This window comes from Auritidibacter sp. NML130574 (assembly GCF_003185725.2).
Classification (GTDB): domain Bacteria; phylum Actinomycetota; class Actinomycetes; order Actinomycetales; family Micrococcaceae; genus Auritidibacter; species Auritidibacter ignavus.
Genome location: NZ_CP031746.1, coordinates 1347469 through 1370890, shown reverse-complemented (window position 1 = coordinate 1370890; position 23422 = coordinate 1347469). Strand labels below are relative to the sequence as shown.

Here is a 23422-nt window from a genome sequence, read left to right as displayed (position 1 = left end):
GGCAGGGCGCTAGGGGAGCAGGCCCCCCACACTGGCACGGAAGCCACCTGAACCAGCGGCACGCCGGGCCCGGGCAACGTCATAACCGGGGCCGTAGGAGGTCAATGCCGGGCGCTGATCTGCCGGGGTACCGTTCAGACGTTCTTCCACCAGGTCGACGAGGGCTGAGACGAAGTCGGGGTGGGTGCCCGGAGTGGCGACGCGTTTGAAGATCAGTCCGCGCCCCTCGGCTTCCTCTTTCGCCTCGTTATCCAGGTCCCACCAGACTTCCATGTGATCAGACAAGAAGGTGACCGGAACGACGATGATGGCCTTCTTCGACTCGTCGAGTTCGCTAATGGCATCTCCAATGTCTGGTTCCAGCCACTTCTGCCAGGCCGGGCCCGACTCCGACTGCCACACCGACTGCCAGGAGATCTCGGGAACACCGAACTCCTTCAGGACAGCGTCAACGATGAGTTCAGCCACGGCCACGTGCTGTTGCTCGTAGGTACCGCGCACCTCGGGGTCGTGCTCATCGGACTCGTCTGAGACCTCATTGTGGGTCAGCGGAATCGAGTGGCCAGCGAACATGAACTCCACATCGCGTTGCAGGTCCAAGTCCGGGGTCTCGGTCTGCAGCTCGCGCACCTTGGCGATGGTGTCTTCGATGAAGGGGGTGACGAAACCGGGGTGGTCGAAGAATGCCCGGATCTTATCGATCTGGACTTCATTCCACAGGCCTAGGTACTCCAGCGCGTCGGCGAAATCCTCGCGGTATTGGCGATTGGAGGAGTACGTCGAGTAGGCCGAGGTCACCAGGGCAAAGATCTTGGTCGGCTCTGGTTTCGCACCGTCTTCGGTGTCGTCGGCCTTGCGAGCCTGTGCGTCGGCGTGAGCCTGGTGGATGGCCTCGGTGAAGTAGGGCTCCCAGTTGCGGTTGCCGAAGTAGATCGGCAGCTCAATACCGCGGGCAACCAGTTCCTTCTCCAGGGCTTCTTTCAGCGCCAAGTTCTGTTCGTTGATCGGGCTGACACCACCGCGCTCGCGGTAGTGTACGGCGACTTCTTCTAAACGCTCGTCGGGGATGCCGCGACCGGCAGTCACATTGCGCAGGAACGGGATGACGTCGTCCTGGCCATTGGGCCCGCCGTAGGAGGCCAATAAGATCGCGTCAAACTCGGTGGGTTCTTCAACCCATTTCACACCGGACTGGGCGTGGGGTGTGGCTGCGGGAACGGCTGCACCGGCCTGAAGCACGACGCGGGAAGCCGGTTTGGGTTTGGACCATTCGGTCACGGTTCCTCCTGAGGGTCGGGGCCACGTTAAATCACAGCCGTGATGCGCGGTCACGACCTGATCTGTAGGGTCACTTCTCAGTCTAGTTCTTCCTCAATACACCGCTGTCAATGCGACCCTGTGCCCCGTAGAACGGGAGTGGTCATGGGCGGAGAGTACACTACAGATCTGGTGCCTGCATAGCCGTCAAACTGTCAGGAACGGAGTAATGATCGGAGTGGGAGGTGGCTCCGATCTACCGTTGTCCGTGCTCACGCGTGGTAAGGAAATGATGAGTTCGAAGAAGTCGAAAAAGTACGATCAGACCGGCGTGCCCGAGGCCTATCGGGTGCACTGGCCTGATCCAGCCCGTCCCGGAGTCATAGACACTGTGTCCGAAGGGGATGGCCCACGTCGTGACACCGTGGATGAATACACCGGAAAGCAGCGGGTGCTCGTCTACCCGAAAGCGCCGGAACCTTTGGTCTCGCCGATCATCGACAACCACGCTCACCTGGATTTTCGTGATGGACTCGTCGAGGTCTCCATTGCTGATGCACTAGATACTGCCGAATCCGTTGGTGTAGCCGGGGTAATCCAAGTCGGCTGTGATCTGGACTCGGCACGGTTCACTCTTGAGTCCATCGAGACTCACCAGCGCTTACTCGGGGCCGTGGCTCTGCATCCTAATGAAGCTGCCGAGATCTGGGATCAGCAAGGCCAGGCCGGGCTGGAGCGGGCCATTGAGGCTATTGCAGAGATGGCCCGGCATCCTCGCGTCAGGGCGGTGGGAGAGACCGGGCTCGATTATTACCGTACTGGTGCAAAAGGCCACGAAGCGCAACAATATTCCTTCCGAAAACACGTGGAGCTGGCAGTTCAGTTGGGTAAAGCAGTACAAATCCACGACCGCGAGGCGCATGAGGATGTTGTCGAGATTCTGCTGTCTATGCCGCAACGCCCCGAACACGTGGTTTTTCATGCGTTTTCAGCAGGGCCCGAGCTGGCCGACATTTGTAACGAACACGGTTGGTACATGTCTTTTTCAGGTCCGGTGACTTTTAACGCGAATGACCGCCTGCGAGAGGCTGCAGCCCTGGCACGGCCAGAGCTGATCCTGACAGAGACGGATTCTCCGTTCTTGACTCCTCATCCGCGTCGGGGACGGCCTAATGCTCCGTATATGACGCCACTGACGTTACGAAAAATCGCTGAGGTGCGTGGTACTGGTGAACAGCAGATGTGCGAACAGGTGATGGCCAATACTCGGCGTGTTTACGGGGATTTTTCCTAGATTTCGGTTCGGCAACGGTGATGTGAGGATACCGTCAGTCAACCCTCGGCAACGGTGTGTTGTTCACAAAAATCGTTATAGAGTTGAGACCTTCGTTATCTTTCCGTTATTGTATTGGAATGTCGACGGGGGACACTCCCTTTGTTGAGGGCTTCCCCACTTTTCAGATCTCTCGTTGGTCGCTAACCATCACCTACCCGAAGCATTGGAACACCTTTTCATGTCACGAGTATTTAGTAGTAGCGTGAGCAAGCTCGTCGCGCAGCTGGCAGCGCTTGCGCTGGTTCTGGGCGGGCTAGCAGCTTTCATCCTGACTCAGAACAACGGAAGCGCTCAGGCACAGGATCAGCAGAACTCTGGCCAAGGGGAAGCACTCGATATCGATCTGGCCTCCAGCGTTCAGCCACTGACCGACTTCATCCCGGCAGCACCCACTGTTGTGGAGGTGACCCGTGCCGGTGAAACCGAAAACTACGCGGTGTACGCCGATACTGTCGGGGAGGCTCTGAGCTTGTCCGGCATCGAGGTCGGCGAGAAGGACAAAGTGAGCCCTTCCACCGACACTAAGATCTCCACCGGTGACAAAATCACCGTGCAGGTTGTCACCACCGAAGAGATTGTCGAAGAAGAAACGATTGAGTACGAAACCGTTCGTGAAAACGACGACAGCCTGGAAAAGGGGAAGACCAAGGTAGAGACCGAAGGTGAAAACGGCACCGCTGAAGTCACCTACACCGTCACCGTGATCGACGGCAAAGAATCGTCCCGCGAAGAGACCCACCGTCAAATCACCAAAGAACCGACCGACGAAGTCGTGAAGGTCGGCACCAAGGAGAAAGAGCAGCAGGCTAGCTCTTCATCGTCTACTTCCTCGTCTTCCTCATCATCGTCGTCCACCTCCTCCGATGACGACTCAGAGGATTCCTCCTCGGATGATTCTGAAGAGTCCTCCAGCTCCGGCGGTGCGGCTCCCAGCTCTGGTGTCTGGGCGAAACTGGCCCAGTGCGAGTCCGGTGGCAATTGGTCGACCAACAGTGGTAACGGCTACTACGGTGGCCTGCAGTTCTCCGGTCCCACCTGGAAAGCCATGGGTGGCACCAAGTACGCGCCGACTGCTGATAAAGCCACTCCGGCCCAGCAGATTGAAATTGCTAGCAAGTTGCAACGTCAGTCTGGCTGGGGCCAGTGGCCAGCTTGCTCGCGTTCCCTGGGACTGCGCTAATAACACTCTGGGCTGACCGCAACGGCCAGGACCACGAAAGAGCTCGAGCATCTCTCAAGAGGTGCTCGAGCTCTTTCGTGTGGTCAAGTGAGGTGGTAAATACCACTAAAATGATGACTGTGACTGCTGAAGCCCAACGTCTGCTGTCGGCCGCAGATATTCGTCGTCTTGCCGAGCATTTGCAGCTACGCCCGACGAAATCCTGGGGTCAGAACTACGTCATCGATCCGAACACCATTCGTCGAATTGTTGATCAGGCACAGCTTGACCCCACAGAGCACGTTTTAGAGATTGGTCCCGGGCTGGGCTCGTTGACTCTGGGCCTGCTTGACCAAGCCACCGCGGTGACCGCGGTCGAAATTGATCCGGTCCCCGCCGCAGCGTTGCTTGAGACCCTAGAACACTTCCGTCCTGGCGCGTCGCGTTGTGCCAGTGTGCTGCAAGCAAACGCTCTGCAGATTGATGCTGACCAGCTCCATGACGTACGCCCGACTGCGACCAACTCAGCACCGACCGCGCTCGTGGCAAACCTGCCGTATAACGTGGCGGTCCCTGTCCTCCTGCACATTCTGGCGTCAGTGCCCAGCATCCGACACGGGTTGGTGATGGTGCAACAAGAAGTCGCCGATCGGCTCTGTGCGGCACCGGGCACCAAGATTTATGGAGTTCCCTCTGCCAAACTGGCCTGGTACGCTACCGCACGCTCCGCTGGAACTGTGGGAACCCACGTTTTTTGGCCCGCACCGCGTATTAAATCCGGGCTTGTGCATTTTCACCAACGCGAACCAATCCAGACCACAGCATCTCGGAACGAGGTCTTCACCGTTATCGACGAGGCGTTCGCACAGCGACGCAAGACCCTGCGGGCAGCACTATCGAACTGGGCCGGCTCTGGTGCCTCAGCAGAACGGATTCTGCGGGCAGCAGGCCTCAACCCCCAGGCCCGTGGGGAAGTGCTCAGCATTGAAGATTTTGCCGCCATCGCTGAGCAGTCCAAGACCCTCGGAGTCAGCGGATGAGTCTACGTCCCGGAGAGTTCTACGGACACGTCACGGTTACCGCGCCGGGCAGGATTAACCTCACCACCGAGGTCGGGCAACAGCTCAGCCCGTTCTACCACCAGCTAGCCACCATCTCACTGGCGATCTCCCTCAGCGACGAGGTCGTCGCCGTCGCCCGTGACGATGAACATATCACCGTCTCCATCTCCGACTCCTCCCGCGGAATCCTCGATCCCGCTGATATCCCCGATGACCATTCCAATGTGGTCTTTCAAGCAGCTGACCTGTTGCGACGCCGGTTGCAGCTTAAGCCGGAAACTCACGGGGTTGACCTGTATTTGACCAAAGACTTGCCGTTGGCAGGCGGAGTGGGTGGTCGCGCCGCCGACGCTGCGGCAGCACTGATGGCCTGCGCTGCCCTGTGGGACCTGCACCTGTCACGGCGGGACCTGGCCCAGCTGGGAACCGAAATCTCCACGCAGGTCCCGTTTGCCATCCTGGGCGGTGCAGCGGTCGGGATGGAACGCGGTGATGTATTGTCGCCGATCCTGACCCGGGCAAGCCTCAACCTGGTGATCGTTCCAGCCTTTTCGGTCTACGCGCCGCGCGAGGTCTACGCCAACCTCGCCTCCCTCCGTGAGGAAGGTATCCAACCACAGCGGGAGTGCGCAGCAATTGATCCCGAACTACTGGACGCTCTGACTCGTGGGGACGTGGAAACCATCGCGTTGCTCATGCACAATGATCTGCAAGCCGCTGCCGTCTCACTGTTGCCGGAGCTCTCCGACGTGCTGGATATAGGCATGCAAGAAGGTGCTCTGGCTGCCATGATCTGTGGGGCCGGACCGACCGTGATGTTCTTGGCCCGTAACGCCGACGACGCAACGCAGTTGGCCTCACGGGTAGAAGAACGTTGCGGGATCGCCTCCATCCCGATTAGCGCACCGGGGTCAGGCGCTCGCATTCTGTAGAGTGTTTTACCGGTATTAACCTGACCGATTCGTCATGTTGACGTAGTTCAGGACAGAGGAGGGACGCTGTCGATGGCTCACTTGCTTGGTGCTGAAAATATCTCGATGACTTTTGGAACCCGTACCGTGTTGGACGGGGTGACGCTGGGTATCTCGGAAGGCCAACGAATCGGTATCGTGGGTCGAAACGGCGACGGTAAATCAACGTTATTGTCGATTCTTACCTCACAACAGAGTCCCGATACCGGCCGGGTCACCACCCGCAATGGGCTCCGAATCGGTGTGCTGACCCAGTCCGATGAGTTGCGTGGCGCGGACACGGTGGGTTACAGCATTGTGGGAGACCGGGCAGAGTACGAATGGGCCTCACACCCACGCATCCGCTCGATCATTTCCGGGCTGGTGACCGATCTGAACTGGAACGCCACGATCTCAACGCTCTCGGGTGGACAACGCCGTCGCGTGGCTCTGGCCCAGTTGTTGGTCGAAGACTGGGACGTGATTGGTCTGGACGAGCCTACCAACCACCTGGACTTGGAAGGGATTCGGTGGCTGGCCGATCACCTCAATCAGCGTTGGACAGCTCATGAAGGGGGGCTGTTGGTCATCACCCACGACCGGTGGTTTCTGGATGCGGTGTGTACGGACACGTGGGAGGTTCATGACGGCATGGTGGAGCCTTTTGAAGGCGGCTACGCCGCCTACGTATTGCAGAAAGTCGAACGGCAACGCATTGCTGCCGCCGCCGAGGCGAAACGTCAGAATTTGATGCGCAAGGAGTTGGCTTGGCTTCGTCGAGGGGCACCGGCCCGGACCTCGAAACCCAAATTCCGGCTCGACGCTGCCGCTGAGCTAATTTCTCAAGAGCCCCCAGTTCGTGACTCGATTCAGCTTCAAGCGCTGGCCGTCTCCCGGTTGGGCAAAGATGTGGTGGATCTGGAGAATGTTTCGGTTGACTATGACGGAACCCACGTGCTGACCAATGTCACCTGGCGCATTGCACCGGGGGAGCGCACCGGAATTCTCGGCGCCAACGGCGCCGGCAAGTCCACGTTGCTGGGGCTGATCGCCGGAACCGTCGAACCGGACTCCGGACGTGTTAAACGTGGGAAAACCGTGAAATTGGGAGTGCTTGACCAGAAGTTCTCGCAACTCGAAACGATTCGCAACGACCGGGTCCGAGACGTCCTGGCACGTACCAAAACCTCATTCACCATCGACGGAAAAGACTTCACCCCGGCCCAATTATTGGAACGGCTCGGGTTCAGTCGTGACCATCTGTCCACCCCGGTCAGAGACCTGTCCGGAGGACAGAAACGACGGTTGCAACTTTTGTTGGTGCTGTTATCGGAACCGAACGTGCTGATCCTGGACGAACCCACCAACGACGTGGACCACGAAATGCTGACGGCTATGGAAGATGTGCTGGACTCCTGGCCTGGCACTTTGTTGGTCGTCTCCCACGACCGATACCTGCTTGAGCGCGTCACCGATCAGCAATATGCCATCATCAACGGGACCTTTCGGCATTTGCCCGGTGGCGTCGACCAGTATCTCCAGCTCGCCGAACAGGCTGAGAGTCAAGCCAAGACGACACCGTCGAGGAACCAGAAACAGCAACAACACCATTCCTCCGGCGCTGACAACGTCGCCGGTAACGAACAGTCACGTGGCTTGTCTGGGGCTGAGAAACACGCTGCGCGGAAAGAAGCGTCCTCGATTGAGCGCAAACTGGAGAAACTCAACACCGAACTCACTGAGCTAGAAGAAAAAATGGCCGCTCACGACCAGACAGATTTCGAAGGGCTTGCGGACCTGACAGCCCAAGCCTCCGAGCTCCGCAAAGAGATTGATACCAAGGAATCCCGTTGGTTGGAGTTGCTCGAAGCGGTAGAAAGCTAACCAGCTTTTAAGTCCCGTCCGGCTGGGTTGGTGGGCTGGGAAAGATCCGTTGGGCCAAATCTACGACCGCATGCAGGGCGGGGTTGTCATCGTGACGTCGCCAGATCATTCGCACCTCCAGCGGAGGTTGGGAGATGTCCTGAATTCTGGCGAAGCTCACGTTTTCGTGGGGCACATTGGTAGCCACGGAATCCAGGGTGATACCACACCCCATCCCCACGGCCACGAGGACCACCAAGGTCCAGGAATCAGGCGCGGTCTGTGTGACGCGAGGAACGAATCCGGCGGTATTGGCCAGAGCATTGAAGCGGTTGGGTAGGGCGGCCCCAAACCCGGAGGGCAAAGAAATCCAATTCTCGTGAGCGAGTTCTCTGAGATTGACCGCGGGCCGACCAGCCAAACGGTGGGACGCTGGTAAGGCCACAATGACTTCTTCAAGCCCCATCAGGTGAGAACTAATTTCTGCCGGGAGGAAATCCCATCGCCCGATGGCCAGATCGACGCTGTGGTCCATCACTGATTGCAACGCCTGGTGAGAGAACTGAGCTGAGTTGTACTCTAGGCGCAACCCAGCGCGTTCTGTTCGCAAGGCTTTGGCTAACCGTGCAACCTGGGTATTGACCGATGCGCCGGCAAATCCAATCCGCACGTACCCGGCCGCTCCACTTACGGTGTCCTTTACCGTTTGACGAGCTTGATTCGAGGCGGCAATGAGATGCTGAGCGGGCTGTAGTAAGGCTTCACCGGCTGGAGTCAGAGACACCGTCCGTGTGGTGCGCTCAAAAAGAGTTGCACCGAGTTCACGTTCTAGCTGCTGAATCGCCCGCGAGAGAGGCGGCTGGGCCATGCGGAGGGATTTCGCAGCACGACCAAAGTGCAGTTCCCGGGCGACCGCCAGGAATTCTTTGGCCTGCTGGACTTCCATCATGCTCCCCCGCGAGATATTAGTACGGTCTGCGTATCAATATTTCCTTATCTAATATACGGGGGGTGTCCCTATGCTTTAAGTCAAGCTGCTTGGGGAACTTTGTTTGGGGTAGCGTGATAGAAGTTGCTATCTCGGACCAAGGCGAACATGACGTTGAGGCGGTGGCGTGCTAGACAGATCACTGCGGCGTTATGCTTCTTATCTTCTGCGCGTTTCTTGTTGTAGTGGGCTTTTGATACCGGGTCGTGGCAGGAGGCCACCCATGCGGATCGGAATAAGGCGTTGTTGAGTTGTTTATTGCTAGAGCGGGCCGGGAACTCACCTCGGATCGAGGTCTCAGAGCGACGCGTTAGGGGAGCAATGCCGGCGTAGGTGGCCAGGTGATCTGGGGTGGGGAAGGAGCTGAAGTCTGCTGCAGTGAGCAGGATCGTGGCGGCGGTCTTGATTCCGACTCCTGGCATAGGAATCAAGACCTGGGTAAGAGGGTGAGCATCGACCATCGTTTCCACCTCGGTGGCCACCAGAGCGCGTTGAGCTTTGAGTTCTTTGATCTGGGCGGCCACCCTGGGAATGATCAGTTCCACGGTAGCTGCTCCAGGCATGGTGACCGTTTGCTCAGCTAGGGCCGCGAAGATCTGGTCGATCAACGCGGAGGGGTCTTTGCGGGCATGATTTTTCGCCCAGCGTTTTACCCCCGATTTGTCAGCAGCCTGCAGGCCGTGGGGTCCGTGATACCGAATCTACAACTCCAGGACCATGGGCCGTGTGAGGACGGTGCCGGTGAAGACTCGTTCCAGTGACGGGTAAATGTGCACCAGCAAGGATCGTAGTCGGTTGATGGCTCGGGTACATTCCCGAGCCAGGCCATCATCAAATCCAGCCAGCACTTTCAACGCCGAGAACAGATCAGATTCCCGATCCACGGCTCGTAGCGTATGGGGCATGGTTCTGGCAGTATCAGCAATGATGAACGCGTCCCGGGCATCAGTTTTGGGCCGGCCGGGATACAGATCAGCAGCCTTGCGCATCGCCAAGCCCGGCAAGTATGCCACGGTGGCGTCACAGTCTCGGGCCACCGCGATCGGTAAGGCACCAATGGTGTTAGGCTGATCGACCACCACCAGCACTGAACCGTGCCTTTGGAGCTGAACGATGACGTCTTGCAATGCGGTTTCGTCTTGCGGTAATTCCCGGTCGTAGAGTTTCTCGCCGGTGGTTGTCAGGGCGCATCCGTAATGTGCGCTTTTACCAACGTCTAGCCCCAGGATCACATCGTAGGTTGTTGTCATGGCAGTCTTGCTCACTGCTGGTAGCAAGGCCGCTGTGATCATGACACCCGATGCTTGCACCCACGTGACGAAGAAACCTCAACACACTGCTTGGGCCGCATCCCTATGAGAAGTCAACGCGCGTCCTGGACCTCTGGCGGCAACACCCCCGGACCATGAAATGACAGGGCAACACAGCCATACCAGAGCCAGCGACCAGGTCCTTGGTTAGACCTAAGAAATATCCTAGAAGGACCTATAAACAAATGTAACGGGGGCATAGTGTCTCATGTCAAACTGAGCGCGAAGGGTAAGTCGTGCCTCACAGATCGTGAGCGCGAGAGGTCGCGTGGCTGCAGTGTCGTGCCTCAGCTAGTTTGAGCGCGAAAACTTGGGTTAGCTGGCTTTGATGCGGATGCCGGTGGTGCGGCGTTTTTGCCGGGCCTGGTGCTTGCTGTCGAGGTCGGCGGCGATGGTGAGGGTTTTGTCTTTGGCCAGGCTGATCAGCCGGTCTTGGTAGGTCAGGATTTGGCGGGTCAGCTGGGCTGGATTGATCCTGCGGTAGATGGCCGCTAGCTCTTCTTGTTGGGCGGTGGAGAGGATCCCGGCATCCAGCAGCCGGTGGTAGGGAGTCTTGGGTTTGTCATAGAGGCGTTTGCGCCGCCCGCTGGCGTCTTGGGTCCAGCCGGTGGGTTTTTTGGTGGCGGTGAAGTAGTTGAGTTTCAAACCCACCACCTGCCATAGGGCCGCCAGGATGGCGCGTTCATCTGCGGTGTCGTACCGGTAGTGAAACCCAAATTTTCGCACGGCGTGGTTGTTTTTGGATTCCACGGTGGCTTGATCATTTTTTTGATACGGCCGGCCCCGGGTGAAAAAGATCAACCGGTCAGCAGCCCAGTGCATGACTTCGTGGTTGATGAACTCTGACCCGTTGTCACAATCTAAGCCCGCGATCCCATAGGGGATGGCGGCTGCGGCCCGGTCCAATCCTGCCAGGATGTGCACTTGGGCGTTATGACGGAGCACTTCTAGGTGCACCCACCCGGTGCGCACATCAGTCATGGTTAGGGTGCGGGCGAATTCGCCTTGCAGGGTTGGCCCGCAATGGGCCACCGTGTCGGTTTCGAAAAACCCTGGTTCGTCTTCGACCTCATCGCCGGCTTGTCGCACCGTAATCGAGTTGCGCAACAAGGCCCCAGGCTTGGTCGTAGCGATGCCTTTGAGGCGTAACCGGTCGCGTTCGGCCTTGAGATACCGGTCAATCGTGGCGGCACTCATGGCCACCAGCTGGGCACGCACCGTGGGGTTATACCCGGAGCGGCCAAACGCCAACTCATCGTGGGCTTCTAACGCGTCTAACCAGTCTTCCATCACCGGTTTCATGTATTTGCCCGAGGGCATGCCCATCAACCGCCACACCCGGATCAACTGCTTTTTCGCATTCGCCGAATACTTCGTGGGTTTATGCTTTCGACGGTCAATGCGCACCACGTTTTTGACCCCGATGGTCTGCGACGTCAGATACCGCCTGGCCGTGGACCGGCCCAACCCAGTGGAAGCACAAAACTGATCTAAAATCGCTGACTTCTCCGCCTTGGACCCCATGCGATAATCCCTACGTAATTGCTTGGTGACTTCAACCCGAGCACTCATCGAGACAATGTCCTTATCCATGCATTCACACTATGGCTTCGCGCTCACGATACGTGAGGCACGACCTGAGCTACGCGCTCAATATGAATAAGGTACGTCGGGGGGTTCACGACGCTTCTCGTAGATGTTAGTGTGGATATTAGTGGAGCTTAGGGGAGGCGGTTTTATACATCGCCACTCCTCGATAATAGTCTGCCAGAAATGACAGTCCGCAATATGAGAGGAGACCGTTGTGAAGCACGCGCCCGAGAAGATCGAAATCACGACCCACGGTGACGAAGTCCAGTACTTCGAACCTGTCGCCGCGTACTGCTCCAGCAGCATCGTCTGCTGCGGCTAAGCCCACTGTTGCGACCGAGGAAGCGTCTACGGTCGCTTCTGAGGGGCGGGGACGCACGACCCCGGCATTTGTTCGGGGTGGTGCGTCCCCGCCCTTGTCTATGTCGGAACGACCTGTCTACGGCCCCATCGTCCCTGTCGATTGACCTTGAGAGCCTCTAAACTTGCGCGTCTTATTCACTACTTTCGCAGCACGCACCCATTTCAACCTGCAAGCGCCGCTGGCATGGTCCCTCGCCCAAGCGGGTCACGAGGTATGCGTCGCCAGCCAACCCAACCTCGTCCCTACGATCACCGGCTCCGGCCTTCTCGCCGCTTCCGTCGGGGAGCCGCTCGACATCGGTGGGATTGTCAAGGTAGGCGGCTCACGTTCCCCCTTCAACGTGGCAGACATGAACGACCAGCGCCCCGATGGATCCAACGTAGTTGGGGCCTTGTCCATATACGGTCCCATCATCTCCGGCTCCCTAGCTGACGACGCGACGCTGACTGATCTGCTCGATTTTGCCAGGGGCTGGAAGCCAGATCTGATCGTATGGGACGCCCTAACCTATACGGGGTCTCTGTGCGCTCATGCACTCGGCATACCAAGCGTTCGGGTGCTCTTTGCCATGGACCACTTCTCGCGTCTACGTGACAACTACTTACACCTGAAGAAGTCTCGGGCCGACCCTCTGACAACATGGTTGCAACGACGTCTGGAACGGTTGAACTTGCCAACGGCTCCTGACGAACAGCTAGACACGCTCGCCCTCGGTACGGTCACCGTCGACCCCTTGCCCTCCCTGTTCTCGGTTAGCCCGAGCCATCCACGCTGGGACGTGCGATTGCCGAACGCTTTCGGAGCCGGGGTTAAGACCTGGCACCTTGAACCGCCTCCGGATGGACGGCCAAGGATCTGCGTCACGGTCGGTCTCTCTTCGCGAGAGTTCGGCTTAACGCCGCCCCCTTTGGCGAAGATCCTGAAAGGCTTGGGAGAAGTAGATGCTGAGGTCGTCGTGACCCTCACGCCAGATCAACAGCGAGATCTGCCTCCCTTGCCCTCGAACATCCGTCCCGAACCTGTGGTGCCACTAGATGCTCTGTTGCCAACTTGCGACGCGGTCGTGCACCACTTCGGCACCGGCACCGTCACGGCAGCATTGCGTCAGGGAGTACCGCAGGTACATGTAGCCGCACCTACGGACTTGTGGGGAGAGTCGGTTCTAGCTGACATGCTCAGCAAGCACGGTGCGGCCAGGAGCCTCGCATACAGCGATATAACACCAGAATCTGTTCGAGACGCGATTGAAGAGCTCCTAGCAGACAACAACGCCCGCTTCCGGGCTGCTGAACTGAAGAGAGCCTACCTACAGCGCGAAACGCCCCACGATCTGGTCCGGCGTTTCGAAGCCCTCATCTGAAAGACACAGATCAATTGCTAGACAATACACGCAGCAAGACCCCCGTCGTCCCACCCGCGGCTTCCGCGCGGCTCAAGACCTCCTCAACGGCAGAGTCCCATTGTGTTGGTGTCATGCCCAAGAACCTGATGTCCTCGCAGGCAACTTCGACGGTTGAAGCGGGCAGTGTCGCACGAAGCTGCCCCACCAGCCTCACCCAATCTCCTGCATCAAGCCATGCCGCGGACTGCTCCATCATGAAGCGTCGCTCATCATCACCGCTCGCAAACGAAGCCCACGCCTCACGTGATCTCGTGTTGGGGGGACGCAATAGATCGATGACAAGGGCACCGGTACCCGCAGGAGCAGCGGCGATCGAGGCTGGCAACAGGCGCTCCGGATCGTCCCACAACGCCATCGAAAGCGTAGACACAACCAAGCCTGGAAACGGGAGTCTCCCCGCTACTGCCGGCGCGTCAGCCGCGGAGCCGCTGATCAATTCGAAGTTACCTTCGAGGCGCCCCTCCTGGACAGTGGGATCCGGGTCGATCCCAACCAGCGCCCATCCTGGTTGCTTGCGAGCCAGCTGGGCGAGAAGCTCGCCGCGGCCACATCCGATGTCAAGAACCGAGACTTCCTCTGATCCGCCGACAAGCCGGATAGCGGTCTGCGCCGCGACAACCGAAACCATCTTGGTCTGTCGGTCATCATAGTCGTGAGCGATCCTGGCGAGCTCATAGCTATGCCACCAGCGCCGTGCACGTGCTTGTGCGTCGATGCGCGACTGCATCTTTATACCTTCCGTCGTCCAATGACCGGCAGACACCACACTAGTTGCTCAGAGGTCCCCGCGTACAGAGCGGTCATATTTAGCGTGTAACCCTGGCATCCCCGTCAGGTCAATCTATGAAATATGTTCTCGATATGGAACACTGGCAGTCAAGCAACCGCTGAAACTGCCCGACACGTCACTCTGGAGGTGCCAAGCAGCATTATGAAATATGCGGTACACATCGCTTCCGTGCGGAGCGCCTTACATCATCATCTGATTTTAGAACTACAATCCAGCACGGTTTTCGAATTGACCGAAGATGCGACACGATCTGATGTCGTCATCATTGATGTTGTCGACGGCCAGGATACAACTGACCTTGCCGCGCGGATCCCTCGGACAGCTCTGTGCGTTGTCCTCTCCACAGCTCAAGGGGCGCAAGACCATGACGCCACCCGAGCCGATGAACACACCGCGCTGGAGACTCTCCAGGGGCCATGGCTCATCTTGCGCTGCGCGCCTTTTGGGCAAGAGCTCTTGACATCATTACGATACCTCTATAACGAAACCATCTTTACATCCTGGGGGCCGGGCGGAGCTGCCTGGCTCGATCTCCACGATGTGGTTGCTGTGATGGAAGCAGCGGTAGGTGACACTACTCGCCGTAACGTCGCCTACGACCTCACTGGCCCCGAAGTCCTTAACATGGAGCAGGTTTGCCATCTGATTGAGCAACATATTAACTCGTCGGTGTTTTACGTAGAACTGGATGAAGACCAACATGTCCAGGCCATGGCGCGTACCGGGCTCTCGGAGACTTACGCGCGCCGGCGCGCGCAATACATGCACCTGACGACCCAGGACGGCTACCGCGCTCAACCTACTGAGACCATTCTTCGAGCCCTCGGACGGCAACCACGACCGCTCCGGGACTACTTGCTCGACCCACTATCAGAAATCGTCGCACAAGCCCGTGATCAATGGGGGTAAGAGTACTATGATGGCATCCACCACGAATGAAGAGACTGAATCGGTCGCTTGGCATCTGGACCCGGCAGTACGGATTCACACCAGTGACAGCGGAAGCCTGTTGATTCGCAGTGGCGAGTTAGTTCACAGGATCACGGATGCCACTGCGGTCGGGCTCCTTACCTCCGCTGTGCTGTCTTCTGCTGATGGTGAGTTGTGTTTCCCGGACACCGTCGATCCAGACTTGGAGAGCTCGTTTGCTCAGTTGCTCGGCCAGCTCGAGGAACTCGGTGTTGTCTCGGCAGCCGACGCGAATGGCAAGCTTCCCAGTGTTGCTACCACTCTGTATGAGTACCGTCGGCGCACGCACGGCCAGCTGACGCAGCAGAAGCTCGAAGACCGGATCCGCGAGTCTCCCGTCTACGTAGTCGGCGCTGGCGACCTGACTAACCAAATCCGTACCGGATTCCTCGAAGCGGGGGTACCGCTTGCGATGGAACGACCGAGCGGCTCCACTTCGCTAAGCATTGTCGTCACCGAGGGTATGAGCGCCGAAGAAGTATCACAATGGAACGAAGACCGACTTGCTGATCCTGCTCCAGCGCCCTGGCTTCTCGTCCAGCCATTTGATGGCAGCCGAGCATTCGTCGGGCCTCTCATCTTTCCCCGACAAACAGCATGCCAAGAGTGCTTTAAGCTGCGCCGGGTGTCGACCTTCCCGGATGACGCGGTCTCGGCGGAGCTTGGCACCTCGAATGACATCACGCCCCGCACGGCTCGCTCGTACCCCGGCATCACCCGGATGCAAGCAGGAGCTGTCATCGAGGTTGCCCTAGACCACGTCGTCCTCGGCGTCTCCGGACCCGCCTCACGGCCCGGCTACGTGAAGATCCTCCGAGCCGATGGACGCGGGCTCTCCCTCTCAGACCAACGAGTCCTCAAAGTGCCCCGGTGTCCCAAGTGCTCGCTAGGAAGGGGGACTGGGCGGCCTCAAACCTGGTTCCCATACAACGGTGACGGTGGGGGCCGGGCATGAGCTGGACGTCTCTTCAAGAAGCAGAACGGCTCACGAACGTCTATGACTCAGATGCGGTGGGCATCGTCCGCCGTCTATTCCACCGACTTCACGACGTGGACGACCTCCACGCTCACTCCGTAGGTGCCTACTCTGCGTACGCGCCTGTGACAATTGGGGCGCCATGTACTCGGTCCAACGGTGGAGCAGGAACCTCTCGAGCACAGGCACGTGTAGCAGCTATCGGCGAGACCGTAGAACGCTACAGCTCAGCATGGCTTCCACATGAGGAACTAGTGCGGGGTAGCTTTGAAGAGCTGCAGCAGGACAGACACTGCCTGCACCCTGAAGAGATTCAACTCTTTAGCGATGAGCAGCTTGATGACCCCAACTTCGAGTTCAGCCGGCTCGGAACACATGATGTCATTGAGTGGGTCGAGAGCCAGGATGTCCATACCGGTCGACGTACGTGGATTCCGGCTCAGCTCGCATTCCTAAACTCTTCTTTGGCTACCGAACACCGTATCGTGCACCCCACCAGCAACGGGCTAGCCTTCGGTAGTCGCCATGAAGAAGCGCTATGCTCTGCCATCTTGGAACTCATCGAGCGAGACGCCGTGATGACAGCGTGGTACAACCGTCTTACTTTGCCTCTGATCGATATCGACAGCGATTCAATCTTGAAGGACTACTTCGATCGGCATCTGCGACCGTCCGGACTTGATATCAGCGTCGTCGATCTATCCATACTTGCCGGAGTCCCCGCCGCCGTGAGCGTTGTCCGGAACACTCACGGCGAGACAGCTCCCCTTGGCATCGGCGCCGCCGCTTCCTCTTCGCCTATAACTGCCGCGATCAAAGCCGCTAACGAGGCAGTTGCTTCGCGCGGTTGGGCTGCTCTCAAGCAGCGTCAGGGCACGACGCTGGATCCGCAGAGCAATTGGAAACAGACGATCAATGACTTTGAGGATCATATAGCGCTCTACACCAACGAGACCATGGCAGAACGGACACGATTCCTCGACAGCAGCCAAGAACGCGTGGCTGTCTCTGAGATTGCTTCACTGCAAGCCGAGCATCCCGAAGACCTTTACCAGCAATTGGCAGCCACTCTGGCAGGTCAAGGAGCAACTGTCTACTCCATCGACGTCTCCTCCCCAGATGTCATCGAAGGTGGTGGTGCTGTAATTCGCGCCTATTCGCCACAGTTGCAACCGTTGGATGTCAGCTATGCCGCGCGCTACCTGGGAGGACACCGACTGCGTCAACGACCAGTCGAGGTCGGTCTCCTCACCTCACCTTCCGATCAGTTCAACGACCTACCCCACCCATTTCCTTAGGAGGCAACCGTGCCGGAATTCGTTGATAGCTCGAACCTTGAAGAGATCGTCTACGGACAGCATGATCCCATCGCCTCCGACATAGCCGAGGATTTCTTTGAAGCTTCGAAGATCACACCAGTAACCCTGGCCGTCGATCTACCCGGAGTCAGCCGGCTAATGAGTTCACCGGAACTCCGGGAAATGAGCCAGCGGGCTGGCCGGCTGTACTCGCACCGACCGACCATCAACCTGCCACAGGCAGAAGAGCTAGCCCACGGCCTCAGCGACACCATCACTTCGCGATGCAGCCCAGAGGCCTTCGGTTCCGCACCGATTAACCTGCAGCAAATTGCGACGGCGTTGCACCATGCCCAGGGCATCATCGGAACCACCACAGGCCACCCGCGACGGACCGCACCCTCCGCTGGCGCCCTTTACCCTCTCGACCTCTTCATCGCACCTATCCAGGGCGTAGATGGTCTCAACAACGACATTTATCACTACTCGCCTTTTACACATACGTTGGCTGAGATCGGACCGATCGACGTCGCACAGCTACGTCGAGCTCTTGGCGAGACAGCAGCTTCCGAGTCGGCGGCTGCGGTGGTAATTGTGATATGCACATTTTGGAGGTCACGGTTCAAGTACGGCTACCGCGGCGTGAGATTTAGCCTCATTGAGGCCGGCCACATCGCACAGAACCTGGCGCTAAGCACCCATGCACAAGGACTCGCGTCTCGAGCTATCGGTGGCTTCTTCGATGATGAGCTTGCGCAACTGATCCCGGGGGTCAATGGTGTCGACGATGCTCCGGTGTACACGGTCCTTATCGGTAGTCCTCCGGCGTCCTCTTGAGCACCGCCCCCATGCTTTCGACAGCACTTCTCCTACTGGCGTTTTTGCACTTCCTCACGCCTTGGTTGATCCGCTGGGTGCTACGCTCGAACCTGGTATCTATAGGCCATTCACGACCAGGCATCGTGAACATGCTTTATCCGAGTATCACAATTGGGCTTGGTGTGTCCGCAGGTGCTATCATCACCGCCAGCTCTAGCATAATACTCCCCATTTCTCGGCCGCCTTCGGCCCAGGTGCTGGTCGGTGTGCTCGTTGGTGTGCTCCTGCCGCTTGGAGCCACACTGTTTTCAGGACGGTCCGCGCGTTTTCGTCGGAACGGGCGCGCCATACGCACCGCCATCATCACCGGATTCAGCGGCGTCGCCGAGGAACTGCTCTGGCGCGTTGCGGCGGTAACGGCGCTGCACGCACTTGGCATTCCGTGGATTGCAGCTCTTATCTTGGCCGGGGGCGGATTCCTTCTGCTACACATTCCCCTCTACGGCCCAAAGCGACTTCCGTACTTAGCGGCGTTCACTGTCCTAGTCACGTTGTTGCTTGCGCTTCTGGGGCCCATCGCATGCATGAGTTCCCACCTAGCGCATAACGCTTATCTCGCCTTGACCGGAGGACAACGCAAAAAAACTGCCACACCGCCTCCGACCCCACCAGTTTCCTCGTCTTCATGGTAGAAGCTGTTCATGCCCAACCACTATGCAGCTAGCGTCCTAACGGTGCCCAACTATGTCTGAAGGAATATCAATGCAATCAGAGCCTACGCCCACGAGCTCGAGAGCTTACACGGGCGATGTTGCTGATCTCTACGACCTCATCCATGAGGCGCGCGGTAAGGATTATCGCGCTGAAGCGAAGGAGATCCTGCGCATTGCCACTGAAAAGACCACAAATCCCGGAAGCCTGTTGGACGTCGCCTGCGGCACCGGCTTACACCTAAAGGCATGGAAAGATTTAGTTGCGCATGTCGAAGGAGTGGATCTTTCACCCGACATGTGCTCGATGGCGACAAACCGCTTGAATGGAGTGAAGGTGCATGAAGGCGACATGCGCGAGCTGCATCTTGGCAGACGTTTCGACGTGGTGACTTGCCTGTTTAGCTCCATTGGTCATCTACCGAACACAATCGATCTAGAGGCTACGTTTCGCAGCTTTGCGCTTCACCTTGAGGCAGGGGGAACCATTCTGGTTGAACCGTGGTGGTTTCCGGATCGTTTCATCCATGGTTACGTCTCGGCAGCGACCATTGATGCACCCTGGGGTGCGGTTTCAAGAGTCTCTCATTCCGTCCGGGAAGAAGGCAACTCGACCATTGAGGTCCACTACCTCGTCGCAGAGAGGGGGCGCGGTATAACCCAGCTCCGTGAAAATCATGTATTGTCGCTCTTCACCCTCGACGATCATCTTCGTGCATTCGAAGCAGCAGGTCTGTCTGCGCGCTACATAGAGTCCTCAATGTTTGAGCGCGGTATCTTCGTGGCGCACCATTCACGCGATTAGAAAGTAACGCGGCTCACGGCGTCGACGTACCCGGCGTGACGGTTTACCCTGACGCTAAGTACTACGTTCGAAAACACGAAAAACTAACTCCAACACTAACACTGAAAAACTTAGCGTTGAGTTTCTCTCAAATACGATGCGCAACTAGTCGGACTGCATGAATCACGCGTTCCACTTCCGCCTCTTCGAGGTGGGGGCCTATCGGCAAGCTGAAGCCCTGATCGGCCCATGCACGCGCCGCGCGCAAGCTGTCACCACCGTCAACAACCATGCCGCTGTAGGCTTCAGTGTCCTGGACGGCAACTGGGTAGTGTCGACCAGTCTCTATACCAAGGTCACGAAGGCCTCGGATGAGTTCGTCACGTTGGGGACTGCGCACGGGATACTGATGCCAGACCGATCCAGCCCAAGTGGCCACGCTAGGAAGGGTCACCGCGTTAATATCCGCTAGCCCGCTTGCATATCGGGCGGCGATTCTGACGCGGCGCTCGTTCCAGACCGTAAGATGGTCGAGCTTCACCGTCAGCGCCGCCGCTTGAATCTCATCCAGACGCGAATTGCGACCTAGCCGTGTATGTTCATTTTTACCTCGTCCACCATAGTTTCGCAGCTCCCTGACGGCTTTTGCCACACTGCCTTCGTTCGTCACAACGGCACCACCGTCGCCGAGGGCTCCGAGATTTTTGCCTGGGTAGAAGCTGTAGGCTGCTGCATCACCCCAGCACGCGGCCTCGCCCTCAATAGTGGCGCCATGAGACTGTGCAGCGTCTTCGATAACCACCAGGCCGTATTCTTCGGCTAGAGCGAGTACATCTGGCATATACACAGGGTGGCCGTAGAGGTGGACCGGAATAATTGCCCTAGTTCGAGATGAGATATGCGGCCGGCACTCGGTAGCGGTCAATAAACAGGAACGTGACAAGTCGCCTTCCAGAGGAGCTGCAGGGGCGACAGGCACCGGCGTGGCCCCGACGGACGATACCGCCATCCAAGTCGCTACAAAGGTGTGTGCTGGGACGAGTACTTCATCTCCGGGCCCAATTCCGAAGGCCTGAAGACTCAGCACCAAGGCATCGAACCCGGAACCCACGCCCACGCAATGCGCAGCACCACAGTAACGGGCAAAACCAACCTCGAAGCGATCTAACGCCGGCCCTAGAATGTAGCGTCCGCTACGTACCACCGTGTCGACAGCCGTACGTAGTTCGTCCGTGATGCTCAGATCCTCGTGCATCTCTGAAAGTTTGAAGAATGCAATTTCATTCTCTTCGAGCATTACAGTCCGATACCTTCCTGTCGCTCCTCGAGGAACGTTGAATAGTCATGTATGTAGTCGTCGGGGTCGTATCGATGAGAAGCGAGAACAGCGCAAACTGTAGTAGGACTGAAGCCGGTCAGCTCACGCCACACCAAGGGGCCGATATAGAGTCCGTCGCGGGGATCTTGAAGGACAATGTTCTCATGTCTGTCACCGGCATCAAGGCGTATTCGAACTTGCCCAGCTAGGCACACTAGAACCTGTTCCAGAGCGCGGTGGGCGTGACAGCCTCGCACCGAGCCCTCCAACGTCCCGTGGATGAAGTAGACGCGGTCGATCTTGTCCAAGAGCCGCGGTGAGGTTTCAATGATGCTTAGACGACCACGTTCATCGCCCTCGTCTTGTAGGCGAACACGTCGCCACGGCGTAAGGCGGTCATTAGACGCCATCATGGCTCCTTTCGTGAGCACGTCGGCAGGGTAGTTGACCCGGCGGCTTTCATAGTTGACTGTGCGTAGCCCGCCTTGATCGTATTCATGTCCAACCGGCCTTCAACGCGTGGGAGAGAAAGTGCCCATAGCTAGACGATCCATGCCAGTCAGCCAGCTTTTGTAAGTCGGCATCATCGATGAAACCGCGACACCAGGCTGAGATTTCAGGACTGCCGACTAGACAGTGCGTATCCTCCTGGAGCTCACGTACAAACCGACTAGCCGCAGTGAGATCGGCGAGTGTCCCGGCATCGAACCATTGAACATTCTTGTGCAGCCGTCGAAGAGCTAATCGCGAAACGTTCAAGTAGAGCTGATTGAGGTCGGAGATCTCCAATTCGCCGCGAGCAGAGGGAGAAAGCGTCTCAACGAGATCAAGGACATCACTGGGGTAGACGTAGAGACCGGGGACCGCTTCGGCCGGGCCAGGCGGCTTAGGTTTCTCTACTAGTCGGGTCGGTTTCCCTGTTCTGTCGGTGTATACCACACCGTACGAAGAGCCATTCGGAACTGACCGAGAGAATATTGTCGCCTTGCTCTCCTCGAAACCAGCCGATAGCAGATCTTTCATACCGATACCGTGGAAGACATTGTCCCCTAGCACCAACGTGGTGAGATCTGCCTCGACGAACCCTCTGGCCGCCATTAGAGCCCCCGCGACCCCCGAAGGGCTGTCCTGAACGGCGTACTGAACGGAAATGCCCAGATGCTTACCATCTCCGATCAGACGCTCGAAGCCCTCGCGGTATGTCGGGTCGGTGACGAGTAGGACATCACGGACACCCATCGAAATGAGAGTGCTCAGTGGATAGAAGATCATAGGCTTGTCATGGACCGGCAGGAGATGCTTGTTGACGCCAGTCGTCAGCGGACGTAGGCGCTGGCCGGTTCCTCCAGCTAGGATGATTCCACGCAACGGCGTACCTTCTTCCACACACGGTCAGAACAGGAGGGTTCTGCAATGGCCACGATCCTGGTAACGGGAGCTGCGGGCTTCATCGGGTGCAATTTAGTTCGGGTGCTCCTCAGCGAGACCACCCATGATGTAATCGGCCTCGACAAGCTGACGTATGCTGGGCGCCCTGAGAACCTTGACATAGATTCCATCACCTCTCGTTTTACCCTCGTCGAGGGAGATATATGTGACAAACCGTTAGTTGATGAGCTTGCACGGAAGTCCGATGCGGTAGTGCATCTGGCTGCGGAATCCCACAACGACCGCGGCATAGAGGCCCCCGAAGCTTTCATCCAGACGAATATTTACGGCACCTATGTCCTGTTGCAGGCGGCCCTATCTCATGGGTTGCGTTTCCACCACGTCTCCACTGATGAGGTGTACGGGTCGCTCTCACTTGACTCCCGCACTAGTTTCAAAGCATCCACGCCCTATGCACCCACCAGTCCATATTCTGCATCGAAGGCTGGGGCAGACCATCTCGTTCGAGCCTGGTTTCATTCGTTTGGCCTCCCAATTACAATAAGCAACTGCTCCAACAACTACGGTCCCTATCAGCACGTTGAGAAATTCATTCCTCGTCAGATTACAAACATCATCGACGGAGACCGACCAAAGTTATATGGGGACGGCCTACACACCCGGGATTGGATTCATGTCGAGGATCACTGCCGTGCCGTCTTGGCGATTTTGGAGTCCGGTCGGATCGGCGAGACATATCTAGTAGGCGCTGATGGCGAGGCCACAAATTTAGACGTCATCCGAATCCTTATGTACCATTTGAACGCCGACGACATTCGAGTCGACTATGTCAAAGACAGGCCCGGGCATGACCGTCGGTACGCAATCGATGCCACCCGGTTGCGCTCGGAGCTTGGCTGGAGTCCGCGCCACGGCGATTTATCGCAAGGATTAGCTGAGACAGTGAGTTGGTATATCGACAACGAATCGTGGTGGCGGCCTGCTAAACGGTCGACGGAATTGATGTATGAGCGCTTCAGCCATTAAAGGGTTGCATGGTATATACATCTTCAGTACTCGCTATCCTCGCACTATTGCCGGGCCTCTCAG

General features: G+C 57.8%; 20 protein-coding genes and 1 pseudogene. 13 read left to right on the top strand and 8 right to left on the bottom strand.

Annotated features, from left to right (window positions below):
- Positions 1-9: 9 nt before the first annotated feature.
- The gene (locus tag DCC27_RS06240) at positions 10-1278 is read right to left on the bottom strand and encodes a ferrochelatase (protein WP_110110557.1); all 1269 of its coding nucleotides are present in this window, start codon (positions 1276-1278) and stop codon (positions 10-12) included.
- Positions 1279-1486: 208 nt separating this feature from the next.
- On the opposite strand from DCC27_RS06240, the gene DCC27_RS06235 reads away from it, so the two are divergent.
- The 5 genes from DCC27_RS06235 to DCC27_RS06215 all read left to right on the top strand — a co-directional run bounded on the left by DCC27_RS06235 (position 1487) and on the right by DCC27_RS06215 (position 7647).
- The gene (locus tag DCC27_RS06235; protein ID WP_246840052.1) at positions 1487-2551 is read left to right on the top strand and encodes a TatD family hydrolase; all 1065 of its coding nucleotides are present in this window, start codon (positions 1487-1489) and stop codon (positions 2549-2551) included.
- Positions 2552-2795: 244 nt separating this feature from the next.
- Positions 2796-3773, top strand: coding sequence for a resuscitation-promoting factor (locus DCC27_RS12720; protein WP_168186083.1), 978 nt, complete (start codon positions 2796-2798; stop codon positions 3771-3773).
- Positions 3774-3883: 110 nt separating this feature from the next.
- Positions 3884-4792 (top strand): 16S rRNA (adenine(1518)-N(6)/adenine(1519)-N(6))-dimethyltransferase RsmA, encoded by a 909-nt coding sequence (gene rsmA, locus DCC27_RS06225; protein WP_371682185.1) that lies wholly within the window; start codon positions 3884-3886, stop codon positions 4790-4792.
- Positions 4789-5745: a 4-(cytidine 5'-diphospho)-2-C-methyl-D-erythritol kinase gene (locus DCC27_RS06220; RefSeq protein WP_110099599.1), complete on the top strand. Its 957-nt coding sequence runs from the start codon at positions 4789-4791 to the stop codon at positions 5743-5745. The genes rsmA and DCC27_RS06220 overlap by 4 nt, the downstream gene beginning before the upstream one ends.
- A 72-nt stretch (positions 5746-5817) precedes the next feature.
- Positions 5818-7647 (top strand): ABC-F family ATP-binding cassette domain-containing protein, encoded by a 1830-nt coding sequence (locus tag DCC27_RS06215; RefSeq protein ID WP_117328634.1) that lies wholly within the window; start codon positions 5818-5820, stop codon positions 7645-7647.
- Between the two features lie 7 nt (positions 7648-7654).
- Here the strand turns inward: DCC27_RS06215 and DCC27_RS06210 are convergent, their stop codons facing one another.
- The 3 genes and pseudogenes from DCC27_RS06210 to DCC27_RS06200 all read right to left on the bottom strand — a co-directional run bounded on the left by DCC27_RS06210 (position 7655) and on the right by DCC27_RS06200 (position 11517).
- Positions 7655-8575, bottom strand: a complete 921-nt coding sequence (locus tag DCC27_RS06210) for a LysR family transcriptional regulator (RefSeq protein ID WP_246840051.1) — start codon at positions 8573-8575, stop codon at positions 7655-7657.
- 80 nt (positions 8576-8655) lie between these two features.
- Positions 8656-9864: pseudogene (locus DCC27_RS06205) on the bottom strand (IS110 family transposase).
- Between the two features lie 375 nt (positions 9865-10239).
- On the bottom strand, positions 10240-11517 hold the full coding sequence (locus DCC27_RS06200; RefSeq protein ID WP_210403452.1) for a DDE-type integrase/transposase/recombinase: 1278 nt from the start codon (positions 11515-11517) through the stop codon (positions 10240-10242).
- A gap of 482 nt (positions 11518-11999) precedes the next feature.
- Here DCC27_RS06200 and DCC27_RS06195 point away from each other — a divergent pair, with 482 nt between their 5' ends.
- Positions 12000-13238, top strand: a complete 1239-nt coding sequence (locus tag DCC27_RS06195; protein WP_110110403.1) for a nucleotide disphospho-sugar-binding domain-containing protein — start codon at positions 12000-12002, stop codon at positions 13236-13238.
- 10 nt (positions 13239-13248) lie between these two features.
- On the opposite strand, the gene DCC27_RS06190 is transcribed toward DCC27_RS06195, so the two are convergent.
- Positions 13249-14007: a class I SAM-dependent methyltransferase gene (locus DCC27_RS06190; protein WP_110110402.1), complete on the bottom strand. Its 759-nt coding sequence runs from the start codon at positions 14005-14007 to the stop codon at positions 13249-13251.
- A 204-nt stretch (positions 14008-14211) separates the two neighbouring features.
- On the opposite strand from DCC27_RS06190, the gene DCC27_RS06185 reads away from it, so the two are divergent.
- From DCC27_RS06185 to DCC27_RS06160, 6 genes are all read left to right on the top strand, one after another.
- On the top strand, positions 14212-14979 hold the full coding sequence (locus DCC27_RS06185; protein WP_148707514.1) for a hypothetical protein: 768 nt from the start codon (positions 14212-14214) through the stop codon (positions 14977-14979).
- Positions 14980-14986: 7 nt separating this feature from the next.
- Positions 14987-15994: a TOMM precursor leader peptide-binding protein gene (locus DCC27_RS06180; RefSeq protein WP_110110400.1), complete on the top strand. Its 1008-nt coding sequence runs from the start codon at positions 14987-14989 to the stop codon at positions 15992-15994.
- Positions 15991-17313, top strand: a complete 1323-nt coding sequence (locus DCC27_RS06175) for a YcaO-like family protein (RefSeq protein ID WP_110110399.1) — start codon at positions 15991-15993, stop codon at positions 17311-17313. The genes DCC27_RS06180 and DCC27_RS06175 overlap by 4 nt, the downstream gene beginning before the upstream one ends.
- Positions 17314-17322: 9 nt before the next feature.
- On the top strand, positions 17323-18150 hold the full coding sequence (locus DCC27_RS06170; protein ID WP_110110398.1) for a SagB/ThcOx family dehydrogenase: 828 nt from the start codon (positions 17323-17325) through the stop codon (positions 18148-18150).
- Positions 18151-18161: 11 nt separating this feature from the next.
- Positions 18162-18824: a type II CAAX prenyl endopeptidase Rce1 family protein gene (locus tag DCC27_RS12815; RefSeq protein ID WP_110110397.1), complete on the top strand. Its 663-nt coding sequence runs from the start codon at positions 18162-18164 to the stop codon at positions 18822-18824.
- A 70-nt stretch (positions 18825-18894) separates the two neighbouring features.
- Entirely contained in the window at positions 18895-19647 is a 753-nt protein-coding gene (locus DCC27_RS06160) for a class I SAM-dependent methyltransferase (RefSeq protein ID WP_158278466.1), read from the top strand.
- 127 nt (positions 19648-19774) lie between these two features.
- Here the strand turns inward: DCC27_RS06160 and DCC27_RS06155 are convergent, their stop codons facing one another.
- The 3 genes from DCC27_RS06155 to DCC27_RS06145 all read right to left on the bottom strand — a co-directional run bounded on the left by DCC27_RS06155 (position 19775) and on the right by DCC27_RS06145 (position 22312).
- Positions 19775-20923 carry a DegT/DnrJ/EryC1/StrS aminotransferase family protein gene (locus tag DCC27_RS06155; protein ID WP_110110395.1) on the bottom strand — a complete coding sequence of 383 codons (1149 nt, stop codon included), beginning with the start codon at positions 20921-20923 and terminating at the stop codon, positions 19775-19777.
- Positions 20923-21357, bottom strand: a complete 435-nt coding sequence (locus DCC27_RS06150) for an FdtA/QdtA family cupin domain-containing protein (RefSeq protein WP_199223098.1) — start codon at positions 21355-21357, stop codon at positions 20923-20925. The genes DCC27_RS06155 and DCC27_RS06150 overlap by 1 nt, the downstream gene beginning before the upstream one ends.
- Positions 21358-21439: 82 nt before the next feature.
- A complete protein-coding gene (locus DCC27_RS06145; protein WP_158278465.1) occupies positions 21440-22312 on the bottom strand; it encodes a sugar nucleotidyltransferase in 873 nt (290 codons plus the stop codon).
- A gap of 45 nt (positions 22313-22357) precedes the next feature.
- On the opposite strand from DCC27_RS06145, the gene rfbB reads away from it, so the two are divergent.
- Complete coding sequence (gene rfbB, locus DCC27_RS06140; RefSeq protein ID WP_110110393.1) at positions 22358-23359, top strand: dTDP-glucose 4,6-dehydratase; 1002 nt, start codon at positions 22358-22360, stop codon at positions 23357-23359.
- The last annotated feature ends 63 nt before the right edge of the window (positions 23360-23422 follow it).

Excerpts from the sequence above, each read along its gene's own strand:
- DCC27_RS06220 (WP_110099599.1), top strand. The coding sequence starts at position 4,789 with ATGAGTCTACGTCCCGGAGAGTTCTACGGACACGTCACGGTTACCGCG.
- DCC27_RS06210 (WP_246840051.1), bottom strand. The coding sequence starts at position 8,575 with ATGATGGAAGTCCAGCAGGCCAAAGAATTCCTGGCGGTCGCCCGGGAA.
- DCC27_RS06160 (WP_158278466.1), top strand. The coding sequence starts at position 18,895 with ATGCAATCAGAGCCTACGCCCACGAGCTCGAGAGCTTACACGGGCGAT.
- DCC27_RS12815 (WP_110110397.1), top strand. The coding sequence starts at position 18,162 with ATGCTTTCGACAGCACTTCTCCTACTGGCGTTTTTGCACTTCCTCACG.
- DCC27_RS06175 (WP_110110399.1), top strand. The coding sequence starts at position 15,991 with ATGAGCTGGACGTCTCTTCAAGAAGCAGAACGGCTCACGAACGTCTAT.
- DCC27_RS06215 (WP_117328634.1), top strand. The coding sequence starts at position 5,818 with ATGGCTCACTTGCTTGGTGCTGAAAATATCTCGATGACTTTTGGAACC.
- DCC27_RS06235 (WP_246840052.1), top strand. The coding sequence starts at position 1,487 with ATGATCGGAGTGGGAGGTGGCTCCGATCTACCGTTGTCCGTGCTCACG.
- DCC27_RS06190 (WP_110110402.1), bottom strand. The coding sequence starts at position 14,007 with ATGCAGTCGCGCATCGACGCACAAGCACGTGCACGGCGCTGGTGGCAT.
- DCC27_RS06150 (WP_199223098.1), bottom strand. The coding sequence starts at position 21,357 with ATGATGGCGTCTAATGACCGCCTTACGCCGTGGCGACGTGTTCGCCTA.
- rsmA (WP_371682185.1), top strand. The coding sequence starts at position 3,884 with ATGATGACTGTGACTGCTGAAGCCCAACGTCTGCTGTCGGCCGCAGAT.
- DCC27_RS06155 (WP_110110395.1), bottom strand. The coding sequence starts at position 20,923 with ATGCTCGAAGAGAATGAAATTGCATTCTTCAAACTTTCAGAGATGCAC.
- DCC27_RS06180 (WP_110110400.1), top strand. The coding sequence starts at position 14,987 with ATGATGGCATCCACCACGAATGAAGAGACTGAATCGGTCGCTTGGCAT.
- DCC27_RS06185 (WP_148707514.1), top strand. The coding sequence starts at position 14,212 with ATGAAATATGCGGTACACATCGCTTCCGTGCGGAGCGCCTTACATCAT.
- DCC27_RS06200 (WP_210403452.1), bottom strand. The coding sequence starts at position 11,517 with ATGGATAAGGACATTGTCTCGATGAGTGCTCGGGTTGAAGTCACCAAG.
- rfbB (WP_110110393.1), top strand. The coding sequence starts at position 22,358 with ATGGCCACGATCCTGGTAACGGGAGCTGCGGGCTTCATCGGGTGCAAT.